At 63.3% G+C, this 24,563-nt stretch carries 22 protein-coding genes; 8 read left to right on the top strand and 14 right to left on the bottom strand.

Annotation, left to right across the window (positions count from 1 at the left end; genetic code table 11):
* A partial coding sequence (locus GZ093_RS13535) for an FtsX-like permease family protein (RefSeq protein ID WP_296486720.1) occupies nucleotides 1-1,169 on the bottom strand: 1,169 nt, incomplete at its 3' end.
* A 243-nt stretch (nucleotides 1,170-1,412) separates the two neighbouring features.
* Between GZ093_RS13535 and GZ093_RS13530 the strand changes: the two genes are divergently transcribed.
* Nucleotides 1,413-1,883, top strand: a complete 471-nt coding sequence (locus GZ093_RS13530; RefSeq protein ID WP_296486718.1) for a CBS domain-containing protein — start codon at nucleotides 1,413-1,415, stop codon at nucleotides 1,881-1,883.
* Between the two features lie 40 nt (nucleotides 1,884-1,923).
* Here GZ093_RS13530 and ybgC read toward each other — a convergent pair whose 3' ends face one another.
* The 5 genes from ybgC to GZ093_RS13505 form a co-directional block, all read right to left on the bottom strand.
* Nucleotides 1,924-2,334 (bottom strand): tol-pal system-associated acyl-CoA thioesterase, encoded by a 411-nt coding sequence (gene ybgC, locus GZ093_RS13525; RefSeq protein WP_296486716.1) that lies wholly within the window; start codon nucleotides 2,332-2,334, stop codon nucleotides 1,924-1,926.
* 33 nt (nucleotides 2,335-2,367) lie between these two features.
* Nucleotides 2,368-3,018: an ABC transporter ATP-binding protein gene (locus tag GZ093_RS13520; RefSeq protein ID WP_296486714.1), complete on the bottom strand. Its 651-nt coding sequence runs from the start codon at nucleotides 3,016-3,018 to the stop codon at nucleotides 2,368-2,370.
* On the bottom strand, nucleotides 3,015-4,037 hold the full coding sequence (miaA, locus tag GZ093_RS13515; protein WP_296486713.1) for a tRNA (adenosine(37)-N6)-dimethylallyltransferase MiaA: 1,023 nt from the start codon (nucleotides 4,035-4,037) through the stop codon (nucleotides 3,015-3,017). The genes GZ093_RS13520 and miaA overlap by 4 nt, the downstream gene beginning before the upstream one ends.
* The gene (locus GZ093_RS13510; protein WP_296486710.1) at nucleotides 4,027-5,253 is read right to left on the bottom strand and encodes a multidrug effflux MFS transporter; all 1,227 of its coding nucleotides are present in this window, start codon (nucleotides 5,251-5,253) and stop codon (nucleotides 4,027-4,029) included. The genes miaA and GZ093_RS13510 overlap by 11 nt, the downstream gene beginning before the upstream one ends.
* 174 nt (nucleotides 5,254-5,427) lie before the next feature.
* Entirely contained in the window at nucleotides 5,428-5,856 is a 429-nt protein-coding gene (locus GZ093_RS13505) for an Hsp20/alpha crystallin family protein (RefSeq protein WP_296486708.1), read from the bottom strand.
* Between the two features lie 291 nt (nucleotides 5,857-6,147).
* Here GZ093_RS13505 and GZ093_RS13500 point away from each other — a divergent pair, with 291 nt between their 5' ends.
* The 6 genes from GZ093_RS13500 (at nucleotide 6,148) to GZ093_RS13475 (ending at nucleotide 11,313) form a co-directional block, all read left to right on the top strand.
* On the top strand, nucleotides 6,148-7,629 hold the full coding sequence (locus GZ093_RS13500; protein ID WP_296486707.1) for a PAS domain-containing sensor histidine kinase: 1,482 nt from the start codon (nucleotides 6,148-6,150) through the stop codon (nucleotides 7,627-7,629).
* Nucleotides 7,626-8,297, top strand: a complete 672-nt coding sequence (locus tag GZ093_RS13495) for a response regulator transcription factor (RefSeq protein ID WP_296486705.1) — start codon at nucleotides 7,626-7,628, stop codon at nucleotides 8,295-8,297. Before GZ093_RS13500 ends, GZ093_RS13495 begins: the two co-directional genes overlap by 4 nt.
* A 176-nt stretch (nucleotides 8,298-8,473) precedes the next feature.
* A complete protein-coding gene (locus tag GZ093_RS13490) occupies nucleotides 8,474-9,232 on the top strand; it encodes a Crp/Fnr family transcriptional regulator (RefSeq protein WP_296486703.1) in 759 nt (252 codons plus the stop codon).
* Between the two features lie 5 nt (nucleotides 9,233-9,237).
* Nucleotides 9,238-9,783: a universal stress protein gene (locus GZ093_RS13485; protein WP_296486702.1), complete on the top strand. Its 546-nt coding sequence runs from the start codon at nucleotides 9,238-9,240 to the stop codon at nucleotides 9,781-9,783.
* Between the two features lie 65 nt (nucleotides 9,784-9,848).
* Entirely contained in the window at nucleotides 9,849-10,667 is an 819-nt protein-coding gene (locus GZ093_RS13480; RefSeq protein ID WP_296486700.1) for an NYN domain-containing protein, read from the top strand.
* A gap of 79 nt (nucleotides 10,668-10,746) precedes the next feature.
* Nucleotides 10,747-11,313, top strand: coding sequence for a restriction endonuclease (locus GZ093_RS13475; protein WP_296486698.1), 567 nt, complete (start codon nucleotides 10,747-10,749; stop codon nucleotides 11,311-11,313).
* A 156-nt stretch (nucleotides 11,314-11,469) separates the two neighbouring features.
* Here GZ093_RS13475 and hemH read toward each other — a convergent pair whose 3' ends face one another.
* The 6 genes from hemH to GZ093_RS13445 all read right to left on the bottom strand — a co-directional run bounded on the left by hemH (nucleotide 11,470) and on the right by GZ093_RS13445 (nucleotide 19,468).
* Nucleotides 11,470-12,579, bottom strand: coding sequence for a ferrochelatase (hemH, locus tag GZ093_RS13470; protein ID WP_296486696.1), 1,110 nt, complete (start codon nucleotides 12,577-12,579; stop codon nucleotides 11,470-11,472).
* Nucleotides 12,580-12,629: 50 nt separating this feature from the next.
* Nucleotides 12,630-13,274 carry an AroM family protein gene (locus tag GZ093_RS13465; RefSeq protein WP_296486694.1) on the bottom strand — a complete coding sequence of 215 codons (645 nt, stop codon included), beginning with the start codon at nucleotides 13,272-13,274 and terminating at the stop codon, nucleotides 12,630-12,632.
* Nucleotides 13,271-15,877: a TRAP transporter permease gene (locus GZ093_RS13460; RefSeq protein ID WP_296486692.1), complete on the bottom strand. Its 2,607-nt coding sequence runs from the start codon at nucleotides 15,875-15,877 to the stop codon at nucleotides 13,271-13,273. The genes GZ093_RS13465 and GZ093_RS13460 overlap by 4 nt, the downstream gene beginning before the upstream one ends.
* 93 nt (nucleotides 15,878-15,970) lie before the next feature.
* Nucleotides 15,971-16,957, bottom strand: coding sequence for a TAXI family TRAP transporter solute-binding subunit (locus tag GZ093_RS13455; RefSeq protein ID WP_296486691.1), 987 nt, complete (start codon nucleotides 16,955-16,957; stop codon nucleotides 15,971-15,973).
* Between the two features lie 204 nt (nucleotides 16,958-17,161).
* Nucleotides 17,162-18,532, bottom strand: a complete 1,371-nt coding sequence (locus GZ093_RS13450) for an aspartate aminotransferase family protein (protein WP_296486689.1) — start codon at nucleotides 18,530-18,532, stop codon at nucleotides 17,162-17,164.
* Between the two features lie 42 nt (nucleotides 18,533-18,574).
* The gene (locus GZ093_RS13445) at nucleotides 18,575-19,468 is read right to left on the bottom strand and encodes a MurR/RpiR family transcriptional regulator (protein ID WP_296486687.1); all 894 of its coding nucleotides are present in this window, start codon (nucleotides 19,466-19,468) and stop codon (nucleotides 18,575-18,577) included.
* An 89-nt stretch (nucleotides 19,469-19,557) separates the two neighbouring features.
* On the opposite strand from GZ093_RS13445, the gene GZ093_RS13440 reads away from it, so the two are divergent.
* A complete protein-coding gene (locus GZ093_RS13440; protein ID WP_296486685.1) occupies nucleotides 19,558-20,442 on the top strand; it encodes a D-amino acid aminotransferase in 885 nt (294 codons plus the stop codon).
* Nucleotides 20,443-20,483: 41 nt separating this feature from the next.
* Here GZ093_RS13440 and GZ093_RS13435 read toward each other — a convergent pair whose 3' ends face one another.
* Nucleotides 20,484-22,925: a penicillin acylase family protein gene (locus GZ093_RS13435; RefSeq protein ID WP_296486683.1), complete on the bottom strand. Its 2,442-nt coding sequence runs from the start codon at nucleotides 22,923-22,925 to the stop codon at nucleotides 20,484-20,486.
* Nucleotides 22,926-22,977: 52 nt separating this feature from the next.
* Entirely contained in the window at nucleotides 22,978-24,282 is a 1,305-nt protein-coding gene (hpnE, locus tag GZ093_RS13430) for a hydroxysqualene dehydroxylase HpnE (protein ID WP_296486681.1), read from the bottom strand.
* Between the last annotated feature and the right edge of the window lie 281 nt (nucleotides 24,283-24,563).

Below are 24,563 nucleotides of genomic sequence, written 5' to 3'. Positions count from 1 at the left end.
GTGCTGTCCAGCCCCTTGAGCGTTTGCGCCGGCGGCAGGCCCTGCGCCCGCCGTGCGGGCCACCAGCCGCCCACCAGCGCGGCGACCAGCCCCAAGGCGCCATAGCCCAGCGCCGCCCAGCCGCTCCATTGCAAACGGGGTGAGACCCCGGCAAAAAACCCGCCGCCCAGGTCGCCGCCGAGCAGACGCAGCGCCAGCGCCGCTAGGGCCGTGCCCAAGGCAATACCGGCCGCGCTGCCGACCAGGCCCAGTGCCAGTGATTCCCACAACACCAACGCCAGCCGCTTGCGTGCGCTCAGGCCCAGCACCGCCAGCAAGGCAAACTGCTGCGCGCGCTTGGCCACGCTCAAGGACAACACCGAAAACACCAGGAAGGCCCCGGTGAACAGCGCAATCAAGGCTAGGACGCTGAGGTTGACGCGGTAGGCGCGCGACAGGTCCTGCGCTTGGGTTTGCGCGTCGCCGGGTGGGCTCAAGCTCAGGCCAGCGGGCCAGTCCGGGGCGCCCTGCAGCGTGCGCGCAAAGGCGATCGCATCTACGCCCGCTTGCAGCCTCAGGTCGACCCGCGTGAGCTGCCCCTGCTTGCCAAACAGCTCCTGCGCGGCGCCAATGTCCATCACCGCCAGCGCGGCACCGCCGGCGCGCACCTTCCCCGCCACCGTGACGGTGTGCATCTGCAGGCCGCTTTGCAGGCGCAACAGTGCCCCCGGCGCGAGCTTTTGCGCCGCGGCATTCAAGAACACTGTGTCGGGGGCAAACAGCGCCAGCCGGTCGGTGGCTTTTGACGGCAGCGGCATCAGGTCCGGCGCCACAAACGGCACCACCAGTGCGTCGATGCCCACCACGCGCACGGCGGCGCGGCGCCCGTCAGGCGCCAGGGCATAGCTGCCCAGCTCCAGCACCGGGCTGGCGAGCTGGACCTGGGGGTGGCGTGAGACCCGGGTAAACAGCGTCTCGTCAAAACTGCCCTGCACGCTGCGCAACTCCAGGTCGGGCTGGCCGTTGACCGAGCGCACCGCCTGCGAGAACTCGTCCAGCGCCGAGGCGTTGATGAGTTGCACCGAAAACGCCAGCGCCACCCCCAGCATCACCGCCACTACGGCGGCGGCATTGCGCCAGGGGTGCTGGATCAGCTCCTGCCAGGAGAAGGTTTTCAGAAGGTCGAACATCAAGCAACGGGGAAAAAAGGAAGAGTCAGGATTAAGAAGGGCCAAGCCCGGCGTTATCAGGTCCGGTGTCATGGCGGGCATTTCTGGATTCATTCTAGGGTCCGGTGCCGGTTCAACCTTGTGGTGCGCTTCTTGACAACGCTCAAGCGCTCGGGCTTGGTCAGCTTGCAGAATCAGTCGCAGCGGATGGACGCCATGGCCAGCAACGAATTTGTCACACGCAGCAATACAGGGAGAAAAAAAATGGGGGAACGTTTAACCACTGGCGAGATTTGCACCCGCAACGTGACCATTGCTTTCAGGACCACGACCTTGCCGGGCGCGGCCCGCTTGATGCGGGAGAACCATGTCGGCTGCCTGGTCGTGGTGGACGAGGTTGGGGGCAAGCGCATTGTGGTGGGTGTGCTGACCGACCGCGATATCGTCACGGCGGTCATTGCGTCTGAGCTTGATCCTGCCACGCTGGGGGTGGAAGACGTGATGAGCACGGATCTGGTCACCGCGCGCGAGGACGACTCGTTGATTGACCTGATGCACACCATGCGCCGCAAGGGCGTGCGGCGCATTCCGGTGGTGGGCGGCCAGGACGAACTGATCGGGGTCGTCACGCTCGACGATGTGCTCGACGTGCTGGCGCAAGAACTGGGGCTGCTGGTGGCCACCATCGACAGCGAGGGCCAGCGCGAACGCCAGCTTCGAAAGAATGTAACTTAGAAGGGGCGGGGCTCGAATCAGCGTGCGACCGCTGGTGGCGCTAAGCCCGAGAGGCCAAGGCCATCAGCACCTGCTCTGGCATGCGCCGGGGGCGCAGACTGGCCGCCTGCACGCAGCCCACGCGAATGCGTCCTTGCGCCAGCAGCGTGTCACCGCGCCAGGCTTGTTGCTCCAGTTGCATTGACGCCTGCCCCTGCGCCACCACCTTGACCGTCACCTGGATCAGGTCGTCCAGTTTGGCCGACGCCAGGTAACGCAATTGCACATCAGCGACGACAAAGATGGCGCCGGTTTGCGCCTGCAAGGTGCTTTGTTCCACCCCCATGGCGCGCAGCCACTCGGTGCGGGCACGCTCGAAGTACTTGAGGTAATTGGCATAAAACACGACGCCGCCCGCGTCGGTGTCCTCCCAATAGACGCGCAGGGTGAAAGGATTGCAGAGTTCAGGCATGGCTGTCATTTCAAAAAAGGAGGCTGCTCGCCGCTACAGGCGCACCAGACCCTCTGCGCTCAGCCGCAGCACCCGGTCGGCCCGCGTGGCGGCGGCCTGCGAATGGGTGACCAGCACCAGCGAGGCGTGTTGTTGGTGGGCCTGTTCGATCAGGGCGTCCATCACCTTGGCGGCCGTGCTGGGGTCCAGGTTGCCGGTGGGCTCGTCGGCCAGCAGCAGCTTCGGAGCATGCACCAGCGCGCGGGCAATGGCCACGCGCTGCAACTGGCCGCCACTGAGTTGCTGCGGCAGGCGCTCGCCCAGGCCCCCCAAGCCCACCGCCGCCAGCATGGCCTGCACCCGGGCATCGTCGTGCTGGCCCAGCAGCATCAAGGGCAGCGCCACGTTTTGCGCCACATCCAGGTGCGGCAGCACGTGAAACGCCTGGAACACAAAACCGATTTTTTCACGCCGCAGGCGCGCCAGTTGGTCGTCGTCCAGCTGCCCCAGGTCAAGGCCATCGAGAACGACTGAGCCGCTGTCCCACTGGTCCAGCCCGGCCAGACAGTTGAGCAGGGTCGACTTGCCAACGCCAGACTCCCCCACGATCGCCACAAACTCGCCGTCGGGCACGGTCAAAGACACCTTGGCAAACACCGGCACCGCACCGTAATGCTTGCTTAAATTGGAGACCACCAGACTCATGGTTGACCTTGCCGCTTGTTGCTGGCATTCACAAAGTCGCGCGCCAGCGCCAGCACCTGATCGAGCGCATCGGGCGCGTCACACGCCACCACGCGGCGCTCTGGCATGGAGCGCAGCCAGGTGATCTGGCGCTTGGCGAGCTGGCGCGTGGCGCAGATGCCCCGGTCGCGCAGCTCGCTCATCGGCCACAGACCATCGAGCGCCTGCCACGCTTGCCGGTAACCGACGCAGCGCATGGCGGGCAAATCAGCCTGCAGGTCGCCGCGCGCGCGCAGGGTGTGCACCTCGTCCACAAAGCCGGCCGCCAGCATGGCGTCAAAGCGCTCGGCAATGCGTTGGTGCAGCCAGGCCCGGTCTTGCGGTTCGAGTGAAATCAGCAAGCGCTCATTCGCCAGATAATTTATATCATTTAAGGCTATAGCCCCCGTCGTATCTTCGTGAGTAGCTGCCAATTTGGTAGTATGGAAGGACGACAGCGGTTGCCCCGACAGCCGGTAAACCTCCAAGGCCCGAGCAATCCGTTGTGAGTCCGCCGGGTGCAGTCGCTTGGCGGTCACCGGGTCCACCTCGGCCAGCGCGGCGTGCAGCGCGGGCCAGCCTTGTTCGGCTGCTTGCAGCGCAATCTCGGCGCGCGTGGCCGGGTCGGCTTTGGGCATCGGGTCCAGGCCTTCCAGCAGCGCCTTGAAGTACAGCATGGTGCCGCCCACCAAGAGCGGCAGTTTGCCGCGCGCCGTGATGTCGGCGATCAGGGCCTGGGCGTCGGCCACAAACTCGGCGGCGCTGTAGGCCTGCAGCGGGTCGCGGATGTTGATCAGGTGGTGCGGCACAGCCGCCAGCTCGTCGGCGCTGGGCTTGGCCGTGCCGATGTCCATGCCGCGGTACACCAGCGCCGAGTCGACGCTGATGATCTCCACCTCATGCACGCGCGCAATCGCCAGCGCCGCAGCGGTCTTGCCGGACGCGGTGGGGCCCGCAATGGCCAGGTGGCTTGGCGGGCGGGCCGGGCGCTCAGTGTTCATCATGTTGGCCTTGTCGTTGCACCAGCGTCCACGCCGCCAGCGCGATCAATACGCTCCAGAACCAGACGCCCAGCGCCAGCGGCATCACCGTGCCATCCATGTGGCCCCCAAGCCAGCCGCCCATGACAAAAGCGGCGATCATCATCAAGAATCCGTTCAAGGCGGAGGTCGCACCGGCCGCCTGCGGGAACGGCCCGACGGCGCCGCTCTGACTGCACGGCTGGTGCACCCCATGGCCGAGCATGAACAGGTACTGCGGCAGCATGATGGCCCAACCGTTGTGCAGCCCAGCCAGCGCCATGGCGCCCATCAGGCTGCCCCCGCTCAGCGACAGGCCACCTGCCAGCGCCACGGCGCGGCGCACGCCAAAACGCACCAGCCAGTAGCGGCACAAAAAAGTGCCCAGCAGATACGCCAGCGAATTGCTGAACATCAGCAGTCCGTAGGCGCTGGTGCGCCAGCCCAGCACCTGGATAAAGACGAAGGAGGACGCCGCCAAAAACGTGAACAAGCCGCCGTACGATGCCGCAGACAGCGCGGAGAACGCCACAAAGGTCGGGTTGCGCACAATCGCCAGCCAGGTACGCGCCAATGCGGCGGGGCGCAATGCTTTCAGGTTTTTTTGCGCCAGAGTCTCGGTAAAACGCCAGGCAATCAGTGCCAGGCAGACGGCACCGAAAACCGCGAGTGCCAGCAGCGCCACGCGCCAGCTGAACCAGCCTGCCAGCAAGCCGCCCAGTGGTGCACTCAGGCAGGCGATGACGCCCAGGCCACTCAAGCCCTTGGACATCACGTGCGCACCCTGCATCGGCGTGTACAGGTCACGCACGATGGCGCGCGCGCACATCACGCCCGCGCCCATGGCGGCGCCTTGCACCGTGCGCCAGACAATCAGCATGTCCATGCTGGGAGCGAGCGTGCTGGCAATCGACGCCAGCACATAGGCTGCCATGCCCAGCAGCAGAATCGGGCGCCGACCAAAGCGGTCCGACAGTGGCCCCCACACCAGTTGCGACAGACCAAACGCCAGTAGCAAGGCGCTCAGCGTGAGCTGCGCCTGCGCCATGGGCGCGCCAAAACCGACCGTGAGTGCTGGCAGGGCGGGCAGGTACAGATCGGTGGTGATGGGCTGCAGCCCCAGCAGCAAAGAGAGCAGCAAAATGACCAAGCCGGGCGGCATGGCGGCAACGGCAGGGGTGGCGGGTCGAGCAGGCATCGGGCTGAGCGTAGCAGATCAGCCTTGCCGTTATCGACTGTCGGGGCCGATTTAACACCCAAGAATCGACGTTCTGGCGTCAGCGCCAGAAGATGAACGACGCGGGGCAATCAGTGGAAAAAAGCACCTGAAAGGGAGCAGGCCACGAGAAAACGTGGTCTGTCCCTTATTCTTCTATTGGACTGTCAGTTTCTTGGCTTCCGTGGTCGCCTTTTTGGGCAGATCCAGGGACAACACGCCGTCTTCGTACTTGGCGATGGCCTTGCTTTCGTCCACGTCTTGCGCCAGCGTGAAGGAGCGGGAGACGGAGCCGTAGTAGCGCTCGCTGCGCAGCACTTTGCCGCCCTCGCCCTTGAATTCTTTTTCACCCTTGGTTTCGGCGTCAATTTGCACCAGGTTGCCGTCGATGCGCACGTTGATATCTTCTTTTTTTACGCCGGGCAGGTCGGCGCGGACCTTGTACATGCCCTCCTTCTCGACCACATCGACGCGGATGTCCAGATCGTCCAGCGTTCTGTCGGTGCGCATCGGTGCCACGAAGCGCCGCAGCATGGTGTCAAAAGGGTCGGTGAGGGCAGGTTCAAACAAGCGTAAGCTGGCCATGATGGTTCCTTTCAATAGAGGGTTGCACACGCGTGTGTGCGTCGCGCTCGCTCTGGCATCAGCCGGAAGGATTGCAACAAATCAAGGTTAGTCAGGGCACGGGTTGGTGATTTGATAAGTCGCAAGCGCGTTTGAGGTAATGCCCGCGTTGCTGGCCGGGTCGTTTAAGCTATACGCTCGTCCATGTAATACTTTGTAAATTTTTCGTGTCCGTTTCAGTAACTCGCCTGGCTATGACCTTGAAAAAATCATGATCGTCGTCCATCACATCTGCCCTGACTGAAGCCGCGCATGGAAACGCCTCTTTCTGAAGACACCGCTCGCAGGCTCGATATCGGCTATCGGCTGCTGTTTGAGAACAATCCGCTGCCGATGTGGGTTTATGACGTGCAAACACTGCGCATGCTGGCAGTCAACGATGCCGCCCTGGCGCAGTACGGGTACAGCAAGCAGGCGTTTGTCGGCTTGAGCGTACTCGATCTGCACCCGCCCGGCCAGGCGGCGCAAGCGCAGCAGCATTTGCAACTGGCGCCCGGCGCACCCGTCAACCAGAAGCTGTGGCAGCACCGGCTCGCCAATGGCGAGCTGATTGACGTCGAGGTGGTGACCGAGTACGTCGAGCTCGACGGCATCCAGGCGCGCCTGGCGCTGGTGCGCGACCTGACGGCGCAGCGGAGTTCCGAGCAGCAGGTGCGCGAGGAGCATCAGACGCTGTCCGCGGTGCTTGACTCGACCACCGACGCCATCATCAGCATCACGGTTGACGGTGAGATCAAGGTGTTCAACCCCGGCGCTGAGCGCATCTTCGGCTACAGCCGCGAGCAAATGCTGGGGCAAAACATGGCGCTGCTGCTGCCCGAGCGCTATCGGCTGGCGCATCCGCAGCAACTGCACTCATTTGCCGAATCCGGGGCGACCAGCCACATGATGGGCATGGGGATTGTGAAGGGCTTGCGCGCTGATGGCCAGGAGCTGGACCTGGAAGGCACGCTCTCCCAGGTGCACGTCCAACATGAGCGGCGGCTGATTGCCTGCCTGCGCGATGTCACCGAGCGTGCCCGTTCCGAAGCCCAATTTCAGCAGTCGCGCGCGCAGCTCTCGGAGCTGACGCAGCGGCTCATGACGCAGGAGAAAACGCTGGTCAAGCAGCTGGCCAAGGCGCTGCACGACCAACTCGGGCAGACCCTGGCCGCTGTTCGCATGGCGCATGAAACCATTCAGGCTCTGCAGCCCAAAGAGACGCCCGCGGCCGTTCAGCGGCAACAGGCGCAACTGGGCAAACTCATTGGCCAGTCGATCCACCAGGTCAGGCAGGTGCTGGTTGATTTGCGCCCGCCCTTGCTGGAGGACCAAGGGCTCATCGCCGCGCTGGACAATGAGTTGCGCAACCGTTCACTGACCCACCCCGAGATCGATTTCTCCATTGACGTGCCGCCCGAAACTGAGCCGATGCGTTGGCCGAGCGAGGTCGAATATGCCGCCTTCATGGTGGCCCGGGAGGCCTTGGAAAACGCCTTGCGCCACGCGAACGCGTCCACCATAGCGGTGCGTCTGGAAGGCACGGCCATGTCCTTGCACTTGCAGGTGTTGGATAACGGGGTTGGCATTGAGGTCGGCGCGACTGCGCCGATTGGCCACCTGGGGGTGTTCGGCATGCACGAGCGGGCGCAGGCGATCGGCGCGACGGTCACGGTGGGCGCGGCAGAAGGCCAGGGGGCGCGCGTGCGTTTCAGCTGGCAACCGGGCCCTGCTTCGCCATGGTGCGCCTCATGACCCGTATTTACCTAGTCGATGACCACCAGATCATGCGTGAAGGCTTGCGCGCCCTGCTCGAGGCTAAGGGCCACAAAGTGCTGGGCGAGTCGGCCGACCCGACCGAAGCGCTGGCCGACCTGCTGCGCCTGCGCCCGGACGTGCTGCTGCTGGACCTCAACCTGGGGGACCGCTCGGGCCTGGAGTTGCTGGCCGAGATGCAGCGACGGCACCTGCCGACCCGCTGCGTGGTGTTGACCATGTCCTCGCAGCCGCGCCAAGTGGCAGAGGCCCTGCGCATGGGGGCCAACGCCTATGTGCTCAAAGGCTCAGCGGCCAGCGATCTGATGAGCGCCATCGACGCTGCGGCGAGCGGCAAGAAGCATCTGGGTGCCGAAGTGGCCGACCTCGCGCTCCAGGTGTTCACGCTCAAGGACGAAGATCCATTAAGCACGCTGTCACCGCGTGAACAGCAGATCATCATCATGGTGGTCAAGGGCGCCTCCAGCTCCCAAATTGGCGTTCAACTGCACTTGTCACCCAAGACGGTTGCGACCTACCGCAGCCGCCTGATGGCCAAGCTTGGTGTGCGGGACGTCCCAAGCCTGGTACGGCTGGCAGTGCGTCACAAACTGATTGATGCCGACGAGTCAGCCAGCCGCCGCCGCCGCGTCACGGATGGGCGATAAAAGCAGCGAAAAAACAGCCGTCAATCCGGTTGCTCTGTTGCCTTTGCTGTCCACCGCTGCCTGCGCAAGGCGTCGATATCTCCCTACAGACGAGGCGTAAGGCGACGCTTACATTTGCCTCAGGGATTGGCTTAGACGCCCACCGGGCGCGGCCTCCGGCAAGAGGATAACTTGACATGATGAACGTTCAAACACTCCCGAGCGCGGCGCGCTGGAACCAGTCATTCAACCAACCTGCACTCAAGCTCGAGAGCGACGAACGCTGGTCGGACTTCCCTGAAGTGCTGAGCCTCTTGCGTTTTGACGGCAATTTGCAGGGGTTCAGTGACACGACCTTGTTCAGGCGCCGGCGTCTGAAGGCCGGCCAGACGGCCCTGTGCATGGGTCAGCCGTTTGAAGGACTTTATGTGGTTCGCCTGGGCGCGCTCAAGACATCCATGACGCATGTGGACGGCGCCGAGCATGTGCTGGCTTTCCCCATGAAGGGTGATCTGCTCGGCTTTGACGGCGTCTGCAAGAACAAGTACCTCAGTGAGGTGACGGCCTTGACCGACTGCGATCTGATCAAGATTCCCTCCAGTGAGCTGTTTACACCCGGGCGCAGTTGCAACGACATTGAACGCATGGCCTATTGGGCCATCAGCCGGGAGATTGTTCAGGAGCAGTCGGCCTATGCGTCCTACCATTCAACCAAGTCGGAAGCTCGCGTGGCGCGGTTTTTACGGATTCAGTCAGAACGCTTCAACACCATGGGCTACTCGCCCAATCGGTTCACCTTGCCGATGACGCGGCGCGACATCGGCAACCACCTGAACGTCACGCTGGAGACGGTGAGCCGTGCCTTCTCGGCCCTGGATCATCTGGGCATCATCGCGGTGGAACGGCGTGAAGTGAAAATCCTCTCGCTCGAAGCGCTGCGCAAATTTGAGCATTAGCCATCATGGCATCCAGCAACGTTGTGCCGTTGCAGAGGGACAGTTCCAAATTTGAGTCCATTCTGGTTGCGATCGATGGTTCGGCGCTTTCCATGGCGGCGGCACTCAAGGCTGTGGAGTTTGCGAAACGCCTGCAGGCCCGTCTTGTTGCCTTCAGCTCGATACCCGTTTACCAGTACCCGGTGTATGTGGGGGGCATTCCGTTTGAGTACCCGTCGGAGGCGGATTACGAGACGCAATGCCGCGCCATCGCGCAAAGGTATCTGGGCTTGGTAGCCGATGCGGGCACCGAGCAGGGCGTGCCCGTGCAGACGCGCATTGAATTCAATAGCAATACGGCACAAGCCATCGTGGAGGTCGCCCAGCGCGAGCGCTGCAACATGATCTTCATGGGTTCGCACGGGCGGGGCGGCTTGTCCCGCGCTTTTTTGGGCAGCGTCGCGCTCAAGACCCTGACGCAGGCCCATGTGCCAGTCATGGTGGACCACCCGACGGACGACGAAGTCGCTCAGGCGGAAGAATTGATGCGTCAAAACGCCATCGAGCCCTGATAAGGCGGTTTTCAAGATGGGGTGCCGGTTAGCATTGCGGCAACCGCCATCACCAGGAAAATACCTTGAGCAGAAGTGACAGAGAAGAAAACAAGTCGGTCGCGCTTTATTGGGACTTTGAGAACCTGCACGCCAGCTTGTGCGAGGAGCGCTTCGGTGAGGGCGCTTATAACAAGCCCGATGGCCGGTTCAAGGCGCAGGAGCCGCTGGTGGATGTGCAGGCGATTGTGGAACTGGCGGCCTCTTTTGGCCCGATTGCGATCAACCGGGCTTACTGCAACTGGCAGTATTTTGGCCGCTACCGCGACGCCCTGCTGCAGGGCGCGGTGGAATTGATTCAATTGTTTTCACCCGGTGCGTCGGCCAAAAACGGCGCCGACATCAAGCTCTGCCTGGATGCGGTGGAAGACATCAGCCGCTTTGGCCATATCGGCACCATCGTGATTGTGGGCGGCGACAGCGATTTCATGCCGGTGTCGCAAAAAATCAAGGCCGCCGGGCGCACGCTGATCGGCGTGGGCGCGCGCAAGTCGACCAACCGGCATTGGGCCAAGAGCTGCCATGAGTTCCGTTACTACGAAAACCTGGTGGAAGCGCCGTTGGCCCCTGAGGGATCGGCGCCGGATGTGCCAGTACCAAGCGCGCCGTCGGTGCCCGTGAATGCTGCCGCCGAGATCTTCAAGCGCGCCATTCGCCTGCTGGCCGAGACCCAGGGGGATGCCTGGGTCAACAAGGCGTCGATCTGGCACATGATCAAGCGGCTGGACCCGACGTTCGACACCAAGGACCATGGCTACGCCAGTTTCTCTGCCATGGTGAAGGCGCTGGAGGCGCTGGTCGAGATTCGCAAAGGCGACTTCGACCAGGTGCTGCGTCTGCGTTGAGGGCGGGCGCGTGGTGGGCGGCGCTGCCGTCAATCAGACGGAAAACGCATGGAACTGACAGGAACCGACTGGAAATCCGATGAAATTCAAGATGTCCGAAAACTCGCTGTATGCGGTCTTGCTGCGCTCCCCGTGGTGGCTCAGCCTGCTGGTGGTGGCCGTGATTGTGCTGGCCTCCGGTGCCCTGTTGCCTGCGGCCTATGTGCCGTTTGGCATGATGGGCGCGCTGCCGTTTCTGGGCATCGCGCTGGTGGCCGCCTGGCGCCAGCGCAATGCCCCCAACCCGGCGCGCGTGGCGGAGGTGCTCGGGCAAGCGGCCGTGATGTCGTGGCACGCCTTTTCTGCGCTGATCGAGGCGGCATTTCAGCGACAGGGTTTTGTCGTCACGCGGCTCCAGCAGCCGGGGGCGGATTTTCAGCTGGTCAAGGGCGATCGCATCACGCTGGTCAGCTGTAAGCGCTGGAAGGCGGCCAACACCGGCGTGCAGCCGCTGCAGGAGCTGGCAGCGGCCCAAGCGGCGCTGGGCGCCAGCGCCAGCACCTTCATCAGCCTGGCCCCAGTGAGCGACAGCGCGAAGCGTTTTGCCAAAGCAGGGGGCATCCATCTGACGAGCGTCAATGAACTGGCGCAGTTGCTCACGCCCTAGGGTGCTTGATTCAGGGGCTGGACTGCGCCTCTCATTTACCAATAATTTGTATTAGATTGGCTCGTAGCCCGCGTGGAATAAGCCTATATTGCTCCTAATAAAATAGCATTTCAGACCCAGCCCGACACCCGTCCGGCGTCGGATGCGCCTGTTGCTCTACTGCTTGGCACCCAGCGCCAGCGCTGCAGCCCGTGAGGCGGCCAAGCGCGCCGGATCGGGCGCGGCCTGCGTCGGCCAGCCGGCCAGGTGCTGCTGCGTGATGTCACACAGCGCGGTGATCCACTCGGGGTCGTCGTTGAGGCAGGGGATGAAATGAAATTCCTTGCCACCCGCCTGCAGGAAGGCGGCACGGCCTTCCATGTTGATTTCTTCCAGTGTCTCCAGGCAATCACTGGTGAAGGCCGGGCACACTACATCGACCCGCTTGACGCCCGCTTGGCCCATGGCGATCAGGCTCGGCTCGGTGTAGGGCTCCAGCCATTTGGCGCGGCCCAGGCGCGACTGAAAAGTGACCTTGAACTGCTCGGGCCGCAGGCCCAGTTGTTCGGCCAGCAGGCGCGCGGTCTTGCGGCACTCGCAGTGGTAGGGGTCGCCCAGGTGCAGGGTGCGCTCGGGCACGCCGTGGAAACTCATCACCAGCTGGTCCGGGCGGCCGTGACTCTTCCAGTAGCGCTGGATGCTCATCGCCAGCGCGGCAATGTAGCGGGGGTCGTCGTGGTAATGGTTGATGAATCTGAACTCGGGCAGGCTGCGCACCTGGCCGGCCCAGGCATAGACCGCATCAAACAGGCTGGCCGTCGTGGTGGCGGAGTATTGCGGGTAGGCCGGCAAAATCAGCACGCGCGTCGCGCCCGCGGCCTTGAGCGCATCGAGTTGCGAGGCAATCGAGGTGCTGCCATAGCGCATGGCGTAACGCACTTGCACCTGGTGGCCGCGCTGGCCCAGCCAGCCCGCAAGCAGCTTGGCCTGCTTTTCGGTCCAGACCTTGAGCGGCGAGCCCTCGGGCAGCCAGACGCTGGCGTACTTGGCGGCAGACTTGGCGGGGCGCACCCGAAGGATGATGCCGTGCAGGATCAGCAGCCACAAAAGGCGCGGGATCTCGACCACGCGCGGGTCGCTCAAAAACTCGCTTAAAAATCGCCGGACATCGCCGGTGCTGGGGCTGTCGGGGGTGCCGAGGTTGCAGTACAGCACCGCGGTGCGGGGCGCCTGGCCGTGGCTGAACGGGGGCTCGGGGGCGAAGGGGGAGAGTTTGAGGAAAGACATCGGCGCATTTTCGCGCAGTTCTTCCCGCGCGCCTTAGTCCAAGCCCTTGGTCAGGCGCCCAGGAGCTGGCGCAGCAGGCGCACCGCACTGGCGGGCGTCGTCAGAACGGGCAGATCAAGCGCCCGCTGCACGGCCGCTTGCGCGCGCGCCATGCTGAACTGGGCCAGCGCAATCACGTCGCAGCCCTGCTGCTGCAAGTGCAGCGCGGCCTCCACCACCAGCGCATCGTGCCTGTCAAGATCGCCGTGGTTGAGCGCCTCCAAAGCACCTGCAGCCAGGCAGGTCACCAGGTCGACATCAGGGGGGAATTCAGCGGGCATGGAGGCCAGCGTCGGGGCAAATGACGCGATCAGGCCAATGCGCCCGCCCGTCGTCACAGTCTCGGCCACCATCGCCTCGTTGGGTTTGAGCACGGGCATGTGAGGGCGCCTTGCCGCCACCGCCTCGATACATGGCCCAAAGGCAGAGCAGGTGAACAAGATGGCTTGCGCGCCTGTGCCTTCGGCATAAGCCGCCAGCGCTTCAATGCGCTGGTGTATGGCCGCATCAAGCCCGCGGCCGCTGCGCGCCAGGTCGGCTGACAGGCTGTCGTCGAGCAGGTTCATGCGCTCACAGTCGGGCCACGCGCGCAGCATTTCCTCGTTGATCGGCGCCACCGAGTGCGCCAGGGCATGAATCAGGGCAACCCGGGTCATGCGCTGGCCTGGCCACCCTGCGGGGTTTTGAGCCGCCCCGCGCGCCCGCGTTGCAGGGCAATGACCAGCAGCAACAGCGCCAGGGCGGGCACGAACAGCCACTCCTTGCTTGGCCGATCCGCCGGTATCTCAGCCGAGACGATGCGAAAGCCCTGCTCCATGCCCAATTTTTCGGCCCGGCTGCCAAAGCGCACCTGGGTAATCAACAGGTCGTTGCCTTGCGCCATCACGTTCACGCCGGCGCTGGCGAAACGTTCACGGAACGTGCCTTTGGGGCCTAGCGGCAATAACACGCCCTTGCGAATGTCCTTGCCATCCAGGTTGGTGCCCTCAATCCAGACGCGCTTGCCGGCATTGGCGGGCGCTTCCTCGACCAGCCGGCTGATTTGCGACGCCGGCACTTCGTTGAAAGGCGGGTAGACCATGTCCAACCAGTAGCCGGGGCGAAACAGCGTGAAGGTGACCAGCAGCAGGGCCACGCTCTCGTACCAGCGCGACTTCACCAAAAAGTGACCTTGCGTTGCCGCAGCAAACACCAGCATCGCCACCGTGGCGCTCACCACGGTCAAGATCAGGTGCAGCGGCCCGTCCAGCCCGATCAGCAGCAACTGGGTGTTGAAAATGAACAAAAAGGGCAGAACGGCGGTGCGCATGCTGTAGAAAAACGCGGTGATGCCAGCCTTGATGGGGTCGCAACGCGCAATGGCCGCCGCGGCGAATGACGCGAGCCCGACCGGCGGCGTCACGTCGGCCATCAGGCCAAAGTAGAAGACAAAGAGGTGCACCGCGATCAGTGGCACGATCAGGCCGCTCTGCGCGCCCAGTTCCACCACCACCGGCGCCATCAGCGTGGAGACCACGATGTAGTTGGCCGTGGTGGGCAGCCCCATGCCCAGAATCAGACTGATGACCGCCACCAGCACCAACATCAGCATCAGGTTGCCGCCCGACAACAGTTCGACCAGTTCGGTCATGACGAGCCCGATGCCGGTCAGCGACACGGTCCCCACAATGATGCCCGCTGCGGCTGTGGCCACGCCAATGCCGATCATGTTGCGCGCACCGGTGGACAGGCCGTCGATCAGGTCGGCAAAGCCCAGCTTGGCCGCCTGCCCCAGCCCGCCATGCCCACGGAAGGCGGCGATGATGGGCTTTTGCGTCAGCATGACGAAGATCATGAACATGGTGGCCCAGAAGGCCGACAGGCCGGGCGACATCTGCTCGACCATCAGGCACCAGATCAGCACCACCACGGCCAGCAGATAATGCAGGCCGGATTTGACGGTAGGACCGGTCTCGGGCAGCTCGAATACCGGCGCTTCGGGGTCGTCTAGCTCCAGTTCGGGCTGCTTGGCGCCAAACCACAGCAAGCCCACATAAGCGGCCAGCAAGCCTGCGCCCACGGGCCAGACGGCGGCGTCGCCCATGACCGTCTTGATCCAGCCAATGCCCCAGTACACCACACCCGACAGCACGACAAAACCAGCCAACGTCAGTCCCATTGACAGCCAGCGTGAGCCGGCCGAGCCGATGTTGCGCCGTGGCAGGCCGACCATGTTCGCCTTGAGTGCCTCCAGGTGGACGATGTAGAGCAAGGCGATGTAGGAGATGATGGCCGGCAGGAAAGCGTGCTTCATGACCTCGATGTAGGGAATGCCCACATACTCCACCATCAGAAAGGCCGCCGCACCCATCACCGGCGGCATCAGCTGCCCGTTGACCGAGCTTGATACCTCGACCGCCGCAGCCTGATCCGGGCGGTAGCCCACACGCTTCATCAGCGGAATGGTGAAGGTGCCCGTGGTCACCACGTTGGCGATCGACGAGCCGGAAATGATGCCCGTGGCCGCCGACGACAGCACCGCCGCTTTGGCCGGGCCGCCGCGCATGTGGCCGAGCAGGGCAAAGGCCGATTTGATGAAATAGTTGCCCGCGCCGGCCTTGTCCAGCAGCGAGCCAAACAACACGAATAAAAATATGAAACTGCTGGAAACGCCCAGCGCCACGCCAAAGACGCCCTCGGTGGTGAGCCACTGGTGGCTCATGGCGCGGTTCAGCGAGAAGCCGCGGTGGGCAATCATGTCGGGCATGTAGGGCCCGCCAAAGGTGTAGCCCAAGAAGACGAGTGCCACGATCACCATCGGCAAGCCCAGCACCCGGCGTGTGGCCTCCAGCAACAGGACGATACCGACGAGCGCGGTGTAGACGTCCATCGGCGTGGGTTGACCCGGGCGTGTGGCCAGTTCGCGGTAAAAAATAAACAAATAGGACGCACAGAACGTGCCCACAATCGCAAAAATCCAGTCCGTCACCGGCACATGGGCGCTGGGTGAGCGCTTGAAGGCAGGGTACGACATGAAGGACAAAAACACGGCAAACGACAAATGGATGGCGCGGGTTTCGGTGTCGTTGAAAACCAGCACGCCCAGGCTGAAGGGCAAGGGCGAGGCAATCCACAACTGAAACAGCGACCAGGCCAAGGCGATATACAGCAAGAACCTTTTCATCAACGGGCCGGGTGTGCGTGCGCCGGTGTCGTTGTCGGCGACGAACTTGTTGACGTCGATCTCGGGCGCCGCGCCGGGTGCAGGGGTTGATTTCATGCTGAGCTCTTGCAGGGGTTTTGTTTAACAAAAAAGCCCTGACAGGTCAGAGCTTTTTGGGGTTTGAGTCAGTGCGACTTCAACGGGTCTGGATTACATCCAGCCTTTTTCCTTGTAGTACTTCACTGCACCGGGGTGCAAGGGGGCTGACAAGCCGTCTTTGATCATGCTTTTGGGATCAAGTGCGCCAAACGCCGGATGCAGTTTCTTGAACTCTTCAAAGTTTTCAAACACCGCCTTGGTCAAGGTGTAAACCGCGTCATCAGACACTTTGGCCGATGCCACAAACGATGCCAGCACCCCATAGGTCGGTGTGGGGTTAGGGTGACCTGCGTACAGACCGCCGGGAATGTTCACCTTGGCGTAGTAACTGTTGGCTTTGACCAGCTTGTCAACGGCGGGGCCTGTCAAAGGTACCAGCTTGGCACCGCAGGTGGTGATGGGGTCCTGAATATTGGCAGACGGGTGGCCCACACCATAGAAAAAGCCGTCAATCTTGTTGTCGCACAAGGCCGCACCGTGCTCATCGGCCTTGAGTTCGGCAGCCAGGCCAAAGTCAGTGGTTTTCCAGCCCATGGCAACCAGCAGCTCGTCCATGGCCGCGCGGCTGCCAGAGCCGGGGTTGCCCACGTTCATGCGCTTGCCCTTGAAGTCTTCGAATTTGGCAATGTTGGCTTCTTTGCGCGACAGCGCGGTGAAGGGCTCGGGGTGAATTGAAAACACGGCGCGCAAGTCACTGTGCTTGCCGTCTTTTTCAAATTGTTTGGTCCCGTGGACGGCGTTGTATTGAACGTCTGACTGGGCCACCCCAAAATCAAGCTCGCCGGCCTTGATGGTGTTGATGTTCACCACCGAACCGCCGGTGGACTCCACCGAGCAACGAAAACCGTGCTTGCTCCGGTCTTTGTTGACCAAGCGGCAAATGGCACCGCCAGCAGCGTAATACACACCGGTGACACCACCGGTGCCGATGGTCATGAACTTTTGTTGCGCCTGAGCCACGCTCAGCGGGGCAGACAGGGCCAGGGCGGCGGCCACCAGGGTGAGGCCGGAGGTGGAAGATTTCAGGAAGGTTTTCAAGTTGACTCCTTTGTAGGTCGGATTAAACAGGCTCATGCCTTGGGGAAACTTCGTCGGACGCCGTTAATTATTAAAGCGCATCTTTTAAAACACTTTTCTCCTTTGGAGAGGATAACCCCGTCCTCTGGGTGGGCACGCCGCAATTTACCATGCGCTGCCAAACGCTCATGCCACATTCATTTCTCTTATGCAGAAATTCTGCATTCAATGATGACAAGATGCAATCGCGGTGTTCAGCGCCCGGCCAAGCAGAGATACGATTTTTGTCAATTCGTCCTCGCTGGTTATAAAGGCCGGCGCCAGCAGGATATGGTCGCCGCAACGACCATCGACCGTCCCACCCATCGGGTACACCATCAGACCCAGCGCCATCGCCTCGCGTTTGACGCGGGCGTGCAGCTTGAGTTTTGGCTCGAACCACTGTTTGCTGGACCGATCGGTCACCAGTTCCAAGCCCCAGAACAAACCCCGTCCGCGTATATCGCCGACATGGGGGTGCGCGGCAAAGGCCTGTTGCAGCAGACCCTGCAGCGTACGGCCGCGTGCCTGCACCTGCGCGACCAGGCCGTCGCGCTGGATCACCCGCTGCACCGCCAGCGCAGCCGCGCAGGCGACGGCGTGGCCCAGGTAGGTGTGGCCGTGCTGGAACAAGCCGCTGCCTTTGCTGAACACGTCGACTATTTTTTTCTGAGCCAGTACCGCCCCGATCGGCTGGTAGCCACCACCCAGCCCTTTGGCAATGGTAAGCAGATCCGGCACCACGCCCTCCTGCTCACAAGCATGCAGCGTGCCGGTGCGGCCCATGCCGCACATGACTTCGTCCAGGATCAGCAGAATGCCGTGGCGGTCACACAGCTCACGAATGGCCTTGAAATAGCCCGGCACGGGTGGCAGGACGCCCGCGGTGGCGCCACCCACCGTTTCCGCCACAAAAGCCAGCACGTTTTCCGGCCCGAGCCGCTCACAGGTCTGCGCCAACTCATTCACCAGGCGCTGGCCGTAGGCTTCGGGCGTCTCGTCGGGCGACCGGTCGCGGTACTCGTAGCAAGGTGCCACATGGGCGACATCCATCAGCAAGGGCTGAAACTGGGCCCGGCGCCATTCATTGCCACCGACCGCCAGAGCACCCAGGGTGTTGCCGTGGTAGCTCTGGCGCCGGGCCACAAAATGGCGGCGCTGCGGCTGGCCGATCTCGACGAAATACTGGCGCGCCATCTTGAGCGCCGCTTCCACCGCCTCCGAGCCGCCGCTGACAAAGTAGACGTGGCTCATGCCGCTTGGAGCCGATTCGATCAGCAGGTCGGCCAGTTCCTCCGCCACGTCGGTGGTGAAGAAGCTGGTGTGGGCATAGGCCAGCCGGTCGATCTGCGCATGCATGGCCGCCACCACCTCCGGGTGGCCGTGGCCCAGGCAAGACACCGCGGCGCCACCGCAGGCGTCCAGGTAAGTGTTGCCGCTGGCGTCCAGCAGGGTGATGCCCTGGCCTGACACCGCAACCGGCAAGTTGTGGTGCAACTGGCGGTGAAACACGTGGGTGGTGTCGGGGTTGAATGGGGTTGAGGCGGGTGTGTTCATGAGGGTCTCAGTCAAGAAGGGGTGAAGAGAAAGACGCGGTTGTCATACCTGCGCCGTCGGCTTTTTTTCCCAGTAGGCGTGGGCCGCCTGCAGGGCGTGCTGGCGCTGGGCCAGGCGCTGCACCACGGGCGCGCCGCCTTGCTCGGCGACACAGGCGATCAGCGTTTCAGCCAGGGCCAGCGCGCCGGTCATGGAGTGAAAGAAGGCGGGCGACGCGGTGTCAAAAAACAAGGACTGCTGGGCCAGCCGCGCCAGGGGCGACAAATTGCCGTCGGTGAGTGCCAGCACGTGCACGCTGCGGGCGCGGGCCTGCTGCGCGGCCTGCACAATCTGGCGCGTGTAGGGTGCCTGGCTTACCACCACCAGCAGGTCGCCCGGCCCCAGCGCCAAGACCTGGTCGGCCGAGGCACCGCCCACATCCGTAGCCAGCCGGGTGTTGGCGCGCAGCCAGTCGCAGGTGTAGTGCAGGTGGTAGGCAATGCCGAAGCTGGCACGCAAGCCCAGGAACAGCAGCTCGCGCGCATCCAAAATGGATTGGGCCGCCGCCTGCAACTGTTGCGCGGTGTTGCGCGTACGCACCGAGTTCAGGTTGTCCACTTGCGCCTGCGCCAAATGGTCAAGGGGCGCCGGGGCCAGGTCGTGGTCGGAGGCGCTGGCGCGCGCGGCGGTGCGCCCCACCGACTCGGCAAACGCCAGCATCGATGGCCGGCGCATCGCCTCGAAGCTGTCCAGCCCCAAAGCCCGGCTCAGGCGCGTCATGGTGGCGGGCGACACACTCGCCGCCTGCGCCGATTGACGCATCGACTGCAGGCCCAACTCGGCCGGATGCGCCTGCACCCAGCGGGCGGCACGCTGCAGTTCAGGGCTCAGGCGGTCAAAGTGGCTGTCGAGCAAGTGGCTGAGTTGGCGGTAAGGCAAAATAACGTAATGAAACAATTAATCAAGTTTGATAATAGTGAAACATTTGTTTCATGTCCAGCCTGAATTTCTTTTGTTGACAACACCACCCCATGGATAATCCAAACATGAACACATTACCCCCCCTGCCTTGTTACCTCAATGGCGAGTTCACCGAACTCCCCAACGCCAAGATCAGCGTCATGGATCGCGGCTTCATCTTTGGCGACGGTATCTATGAGGTGGTGCCGGTGTATGGCGGCCAGCTGTTCCGCTTTGACAAGCACATGGCCCGGCTCGACCGCAGCCTGAAAGAGGTGCGCATTGCCAACCCTTTGACGCCGGCTCAATGGGCGGAAATTGCCCATAAATTAATAGCTTCTCACGCCCATTCCACGGGGGCTAGCGCTGAGAACATCGATCAACTGATCTACATTCAGATCACCCGCGGTGTCGCCCTGCGCGACCATGTCATGCCGACCGACATCACGCCCACCGTGTTCGTCATGATCAACACGATGAAGCTGCCGAGCGAGGCGCAGCGCAGCCAGGGCGTGGCCTGCGTGACGGCCGATGACTTCCGCTGGGAAAAAGCCCACATCAAGAGCACCAGCCTGCTGGGCGCGGTGCTGGCGCGCCAGATCAGTTATGACGCCGGCGCGGTCGAGACCATCATGTTCCGCGATGGTTTTTTAAGCGAAGCGGCGGCCAGCAACGTCTGGGTTGTCAAAGACGGCAAGGTGCTGGGCACGCCCAAGGACCATCTGGTGCTCGAGGGCATTCGTTACGGCTTGATTGAAGACATCTGCCGCGCCCGCGGCATCCCGTTTGAGCTGCGCCGCCTGAGCCGTGAAGAAGTCAAAAACGCCGACGAAGTGCTGCTGTCGTCTGCCACCAAAGAGGTGCTGCCGGTGACCCTGCTGGACGGTCAGCCAGTCGGCTCGGGCAAGCCCGGTCCCGTCTATGCGCAACTGTATGCGGGCTATAGCGAAGCCAAGGCGAAGTCGCGGTAAGCGTTGACCTCCTGACATCGCCAGGGCGTCATTCCAAAGTCTCAATTGGCCGGTGGCGATGGCAGGGCTGGTGCCGGACTGAGCGTCAGCGTGCTGTGGGTATGGGCGGCGACATCCGCTTCGCTCAAGTGCTGCGACAGGTAGCCCCCGGCAATGAAGATCAGCGCCTGGTCGTGGTAATGCGCATCAAAGAGCACGCCACTTTGGCCCACCGGGTTGATGCCGACGGCTTGGCCGGGCGAGGCAAAGTCGATGACGCGCCGGGTTGACGGACCGTAGCTCACGGCCCACGGCGCCGGGCCCAGCGGGCTCGACAGGTTGTTGGGCACCTCATGCCCACCCGGCGCCGGGAAAGGCCCCACGTTGAACAGCCAGTTCAGCGGTTTCTGGTCCGCCAGCGGGTGGCCGTGCGTCAAGGTGTGGGCATTGCCCCAGCCCCAGTCGGTGGCTTCTTTGCCCAGCGTCTTTTGCAGGTGCTCGATGGTGGCGCGCCAGGCCAGTTTGACGGTATCAGCGCGCGCTTCTCGCACGGGCGTGCTGATGTTGTCCCACCAGGGGGAATTGGCATCTTCAACCAGCCGGGGCAGGGCCGTGTCGAGCGCGCGCGTGTTGAGCAAGTTGTTGAACTGCACCTCGCCCATCTCGTCGGCGAAGGCTGCGCGCGTGAGTTCATAGAGCAACTGGTTGAAAACGGTGGGCGTGATGCTGCCGAGTTCGTAGCTGCCGTCCCAGCCGGCCAGGCTCTCCAGCATGGCCCGCTCGACCGGCACCGTGATGAAGGAATTAAAAATGGGCAGCAAGGGCGCCAACACGCGCGGCGCGTAGCCGGTTCGGGTGTCGAGTTGCAGGGTCTGGCTGGTCTTGCTGTCCCAGCGCACGCTGTCGTCGCCCAGCGACTCATCGAGTCGCTGGGCGCGGTCGGCCAGGTTGTAATAGCCCGCCACCGGAACCCCGCTCTTGGGTTTGGGCTGGTGGTTGGCCGACACGATGTAGCCGCGCGGCGGGTTTTCTTCTTGCGGGTTGTCGCTGAAGCGGTAAAAACCCAATTTGTCCGCCGCCGCGGTGCTGCCATCCAGGATAAAGCTGGGGTTGACGCCCTCGGGGCGGATCGGCAGCTGGGCCGCCGCCCACCAGCCGATGTCGCCGCTGGCGCTGGCCCACACCACGTTCAGGCCGGGTGCGTGGATCTGGCTGGCCGCGCTGCGTGCTTTCTCCAGTGTGTTGGCGCGGTTGAGCTCATAAAAGGCGTCAAGAATCGGGTTCTCGGTTTCCAGAAACGCCCACCACATGGCGACCGGCGTCTTGCCCAGACTGTCCTTGAAGGCGTCGGTAATGATCGGGCCGTGTGGTGAGCGGCGCAAGGTTAGTTTTACCGGCTCGCCGCCCTTGACCAGAATGGTCTCAACGCGGCTTTGCAGAAAGACCCAGCGGCCCTGGTACCAGACCTGGTTCGGATTTTCCGGGTTGACTTTCTCGGCGATCAGATCGAGATCATCGTTCTGGAACATGGTCAGGCTCCAGCCAAATTGCGAGTTGTGGCCCAGCAGCGCGCTTGGGGTGAGGGCCTGATGGTGGCCATAGAGCTCGAAACCGGGCATGGCGAGATGGGCCTCGTACCAGACCGAGGGCGCCGAGTAGCCGATGTGCGGGTCGCCTGCCAGCAGGGGTTTGCCGCTGGCGGTGCGGCTGCCAGACACCGCCCAGGCATTGCTGCCCTCGAAGGGCGGCACGCCGGCCAGTGCCAGCGCCTGCCCGCTGAGTTGCGCCAGTTGGCCCAATGTCTGCCAGTCGCCGGGACCCAAGGCCGCGCTCAAGCTGGCGGGCGCGCCGGGGCTGATCACGCCTTGCGGGTTCCAGTCGAGGTCAAAGACCGTCAAATAGCGCTCGCCGAGTTTGTCGCGCACGAAGGACAGGGCCGGTTCGGTGCGAAACGCAGCGGCAAAGCTGTAAGCCAGATAGCCCGACACGGCCAGCGTGTCCTCTGGGGTAAAGGGCCGCTTGGGGATTTTCAGCAGGTCAAACTCCAGCGGGGCCGGGTGCGTGGCCTGGAACTGGTTGATGCCGTCCAGGTAGGCCAGCAAGGCCTTGCTGGCGGGGCTTTGCAGGTCCATTTTGGCGGCAGCTTCCTGCGCGTGGGCACGGATGCCCAGGGTGCGAAACAGGCGGTCGGTGTCCACCAGCTTGGGCCCGAACACCTCGGCCAACTCACCTTGCGCCAGGCGGCGCACCATCTCCATTTGAAACAGGCGGTCCTGCGCATGGACAAAACCCAGGGTGCGGTACAGGTCGGCTTCGTTTTCGGCCCAGATGTGCGGCACGCCGCGCTCGTCATAGCGCACGCTGACCGGGGCGATCAGGTTCGCCATGGCCACGGCGCCCGCGCGCTGCGGCTGCTTGCTGTGCAGGTACCAGGCGGCGAGCCCGCCCGCTGCGGCGATGAGCACGGTCAGCAACAGGGCGACAATTTTCAGAGGGCGTTTCATGGGGCTGGCGTTTGGGAGGGTGATGCCTGACACATCATAAAGGTCGGCTCGATCAGGCCAGCGCCGCGGCCACCGCTGCCATGCCACTGCGCACGGCGCCTTCCAGCGTGGCCGGGTAGGGGCCGGCCACATAGTCGCCGCAGGCGAACAGTCCGGGGGCGATGCGCAGGGCAGGGCGCTGCAGCGCCGGTGTGCAGGCAAAGGTGGCGCGTTTTTCCACGATGGTTTGCACCACCTGCAACTGCAGGCCGAGTTGCTGTTGCGCCTGCTCTAGCACTTGCGCCTGCAGGGTGACGCGCTCGCTCTTACTGGCGCTGATCACAAAGGCCAGCAGACCGCGGGGGGCCCCCAACTGGCCGCGGTCGAACACAAACTGGGCCGGGGCGCTGGTGCTGCTGCGCAGGGTCAGCATCGGCTCGGGCAGCTTGGCGCCAGCGCCCCATGCATAGACGGTAGCGATGGCTTCGAACTGCAGGCTCTGGCAGGTCTGGGTCCAGCACCGGATTTCGGCAGCTATTGAATCAGGAGCTTCTTTCGCTGTACTGGCCAGGGCCCGGGCCGATTCTGATGCTGAAGTCGCGAAAATAACCGCGTCAAACAAGGCGCTTGGCAGTGACCCGCCGTGCAGCCGCCACTGTGCGCCTTGGGGCTGAACCGCATCGACCCGCGCGCCCAGATGCGGCTGGGCACCGCGCTGCGTGAGCCAGTGGGCGGCGGCGTCGGGAAACAGATGGGAGAGATCAAGCCGCGGCAGCAGCAGCTTTGATCCCCCCTGCACGCCAAACAAGGCGTCCTGCATGATGCGCAGAAACACCCGGGCACTGGCCCGATCCGCCGGGGTGTTGAGGGCCGAGACGCACAGCGGCTCAATCAGTTCAGCCATCACGCGCGGGCTTAACGCCTGACAGAGTTGGGCGACGCTGCTGTGGGCGTCGCACTGGAAGCGCGCCAGTTGCCACCCCGTGGCCACGCGCAGCAAGGACCATTTGTCGCGGATGCTCCAGCCACGGGCGCGCACGATGCCGGCCAAGGCGTCCAGCGGCGTCGGCCAGGACGGGAAGCGCACGCCCCGGCCGTCAGGGAACAGCAGGGTCATGGGAAATTGCAGCAGGGCGGTTGATGGGTCGACCCCGACCAGGCGCATGAGGCGCAGCGTCTCGGTGTAGGCGCCGATCAGGATGTGCTGGCCGTTGTCCAGCGTGACGGGGCTGCCGTCGGGCAAGGTGCTGTTGACGGCCCTGGCCCGTCCGCCGACGGCGTGAGCGGCTTCAAAAATGCTGACTTGGTGACCGGCCTGGGTGGCTGTCACTGCAGCGGCCAAGCCGGCCCAGCCGGCGCCGATGATGGCGAGCTTCATGGGCTGCGGCTCCGGTTGGGTGAGGGTGAGCCTGCTGGCGGCGAAACTGCATTTTTCTGAATGTTTTTGACCTCTAGCCCGCGTGCTATATGCCTTGTATGCTCAGTTTTTTGTAGTTCTGATTGAGCGCCATGGCTAACAGGGCTTGACTTGTCAACTTGGCTATCAACTGCGTTCTTATTTCTTTTGCGTTGTATCCCCCCCCTCACCCCAACCCTCTCCACCCCCGCCGGGGCGGAAAGGGAGCTAACAGCCACATTTGGCCGTGTCTTTGAAGGTGG

It is taken from the genome of Rhodoferax sp. (genome assembly GCF_010365055.1).
Lineage (GTDB): Bacteria > Pseudomonadota > Gammaproteobacteria > Burkholderiales > Burkholderiaceae_C > Rhodoferax.
The sequence above is the reverse complement of the archived record's forward strand: the minus strand, read 5'-3'. Positions and strand labels throughout refer to the sequence as shown.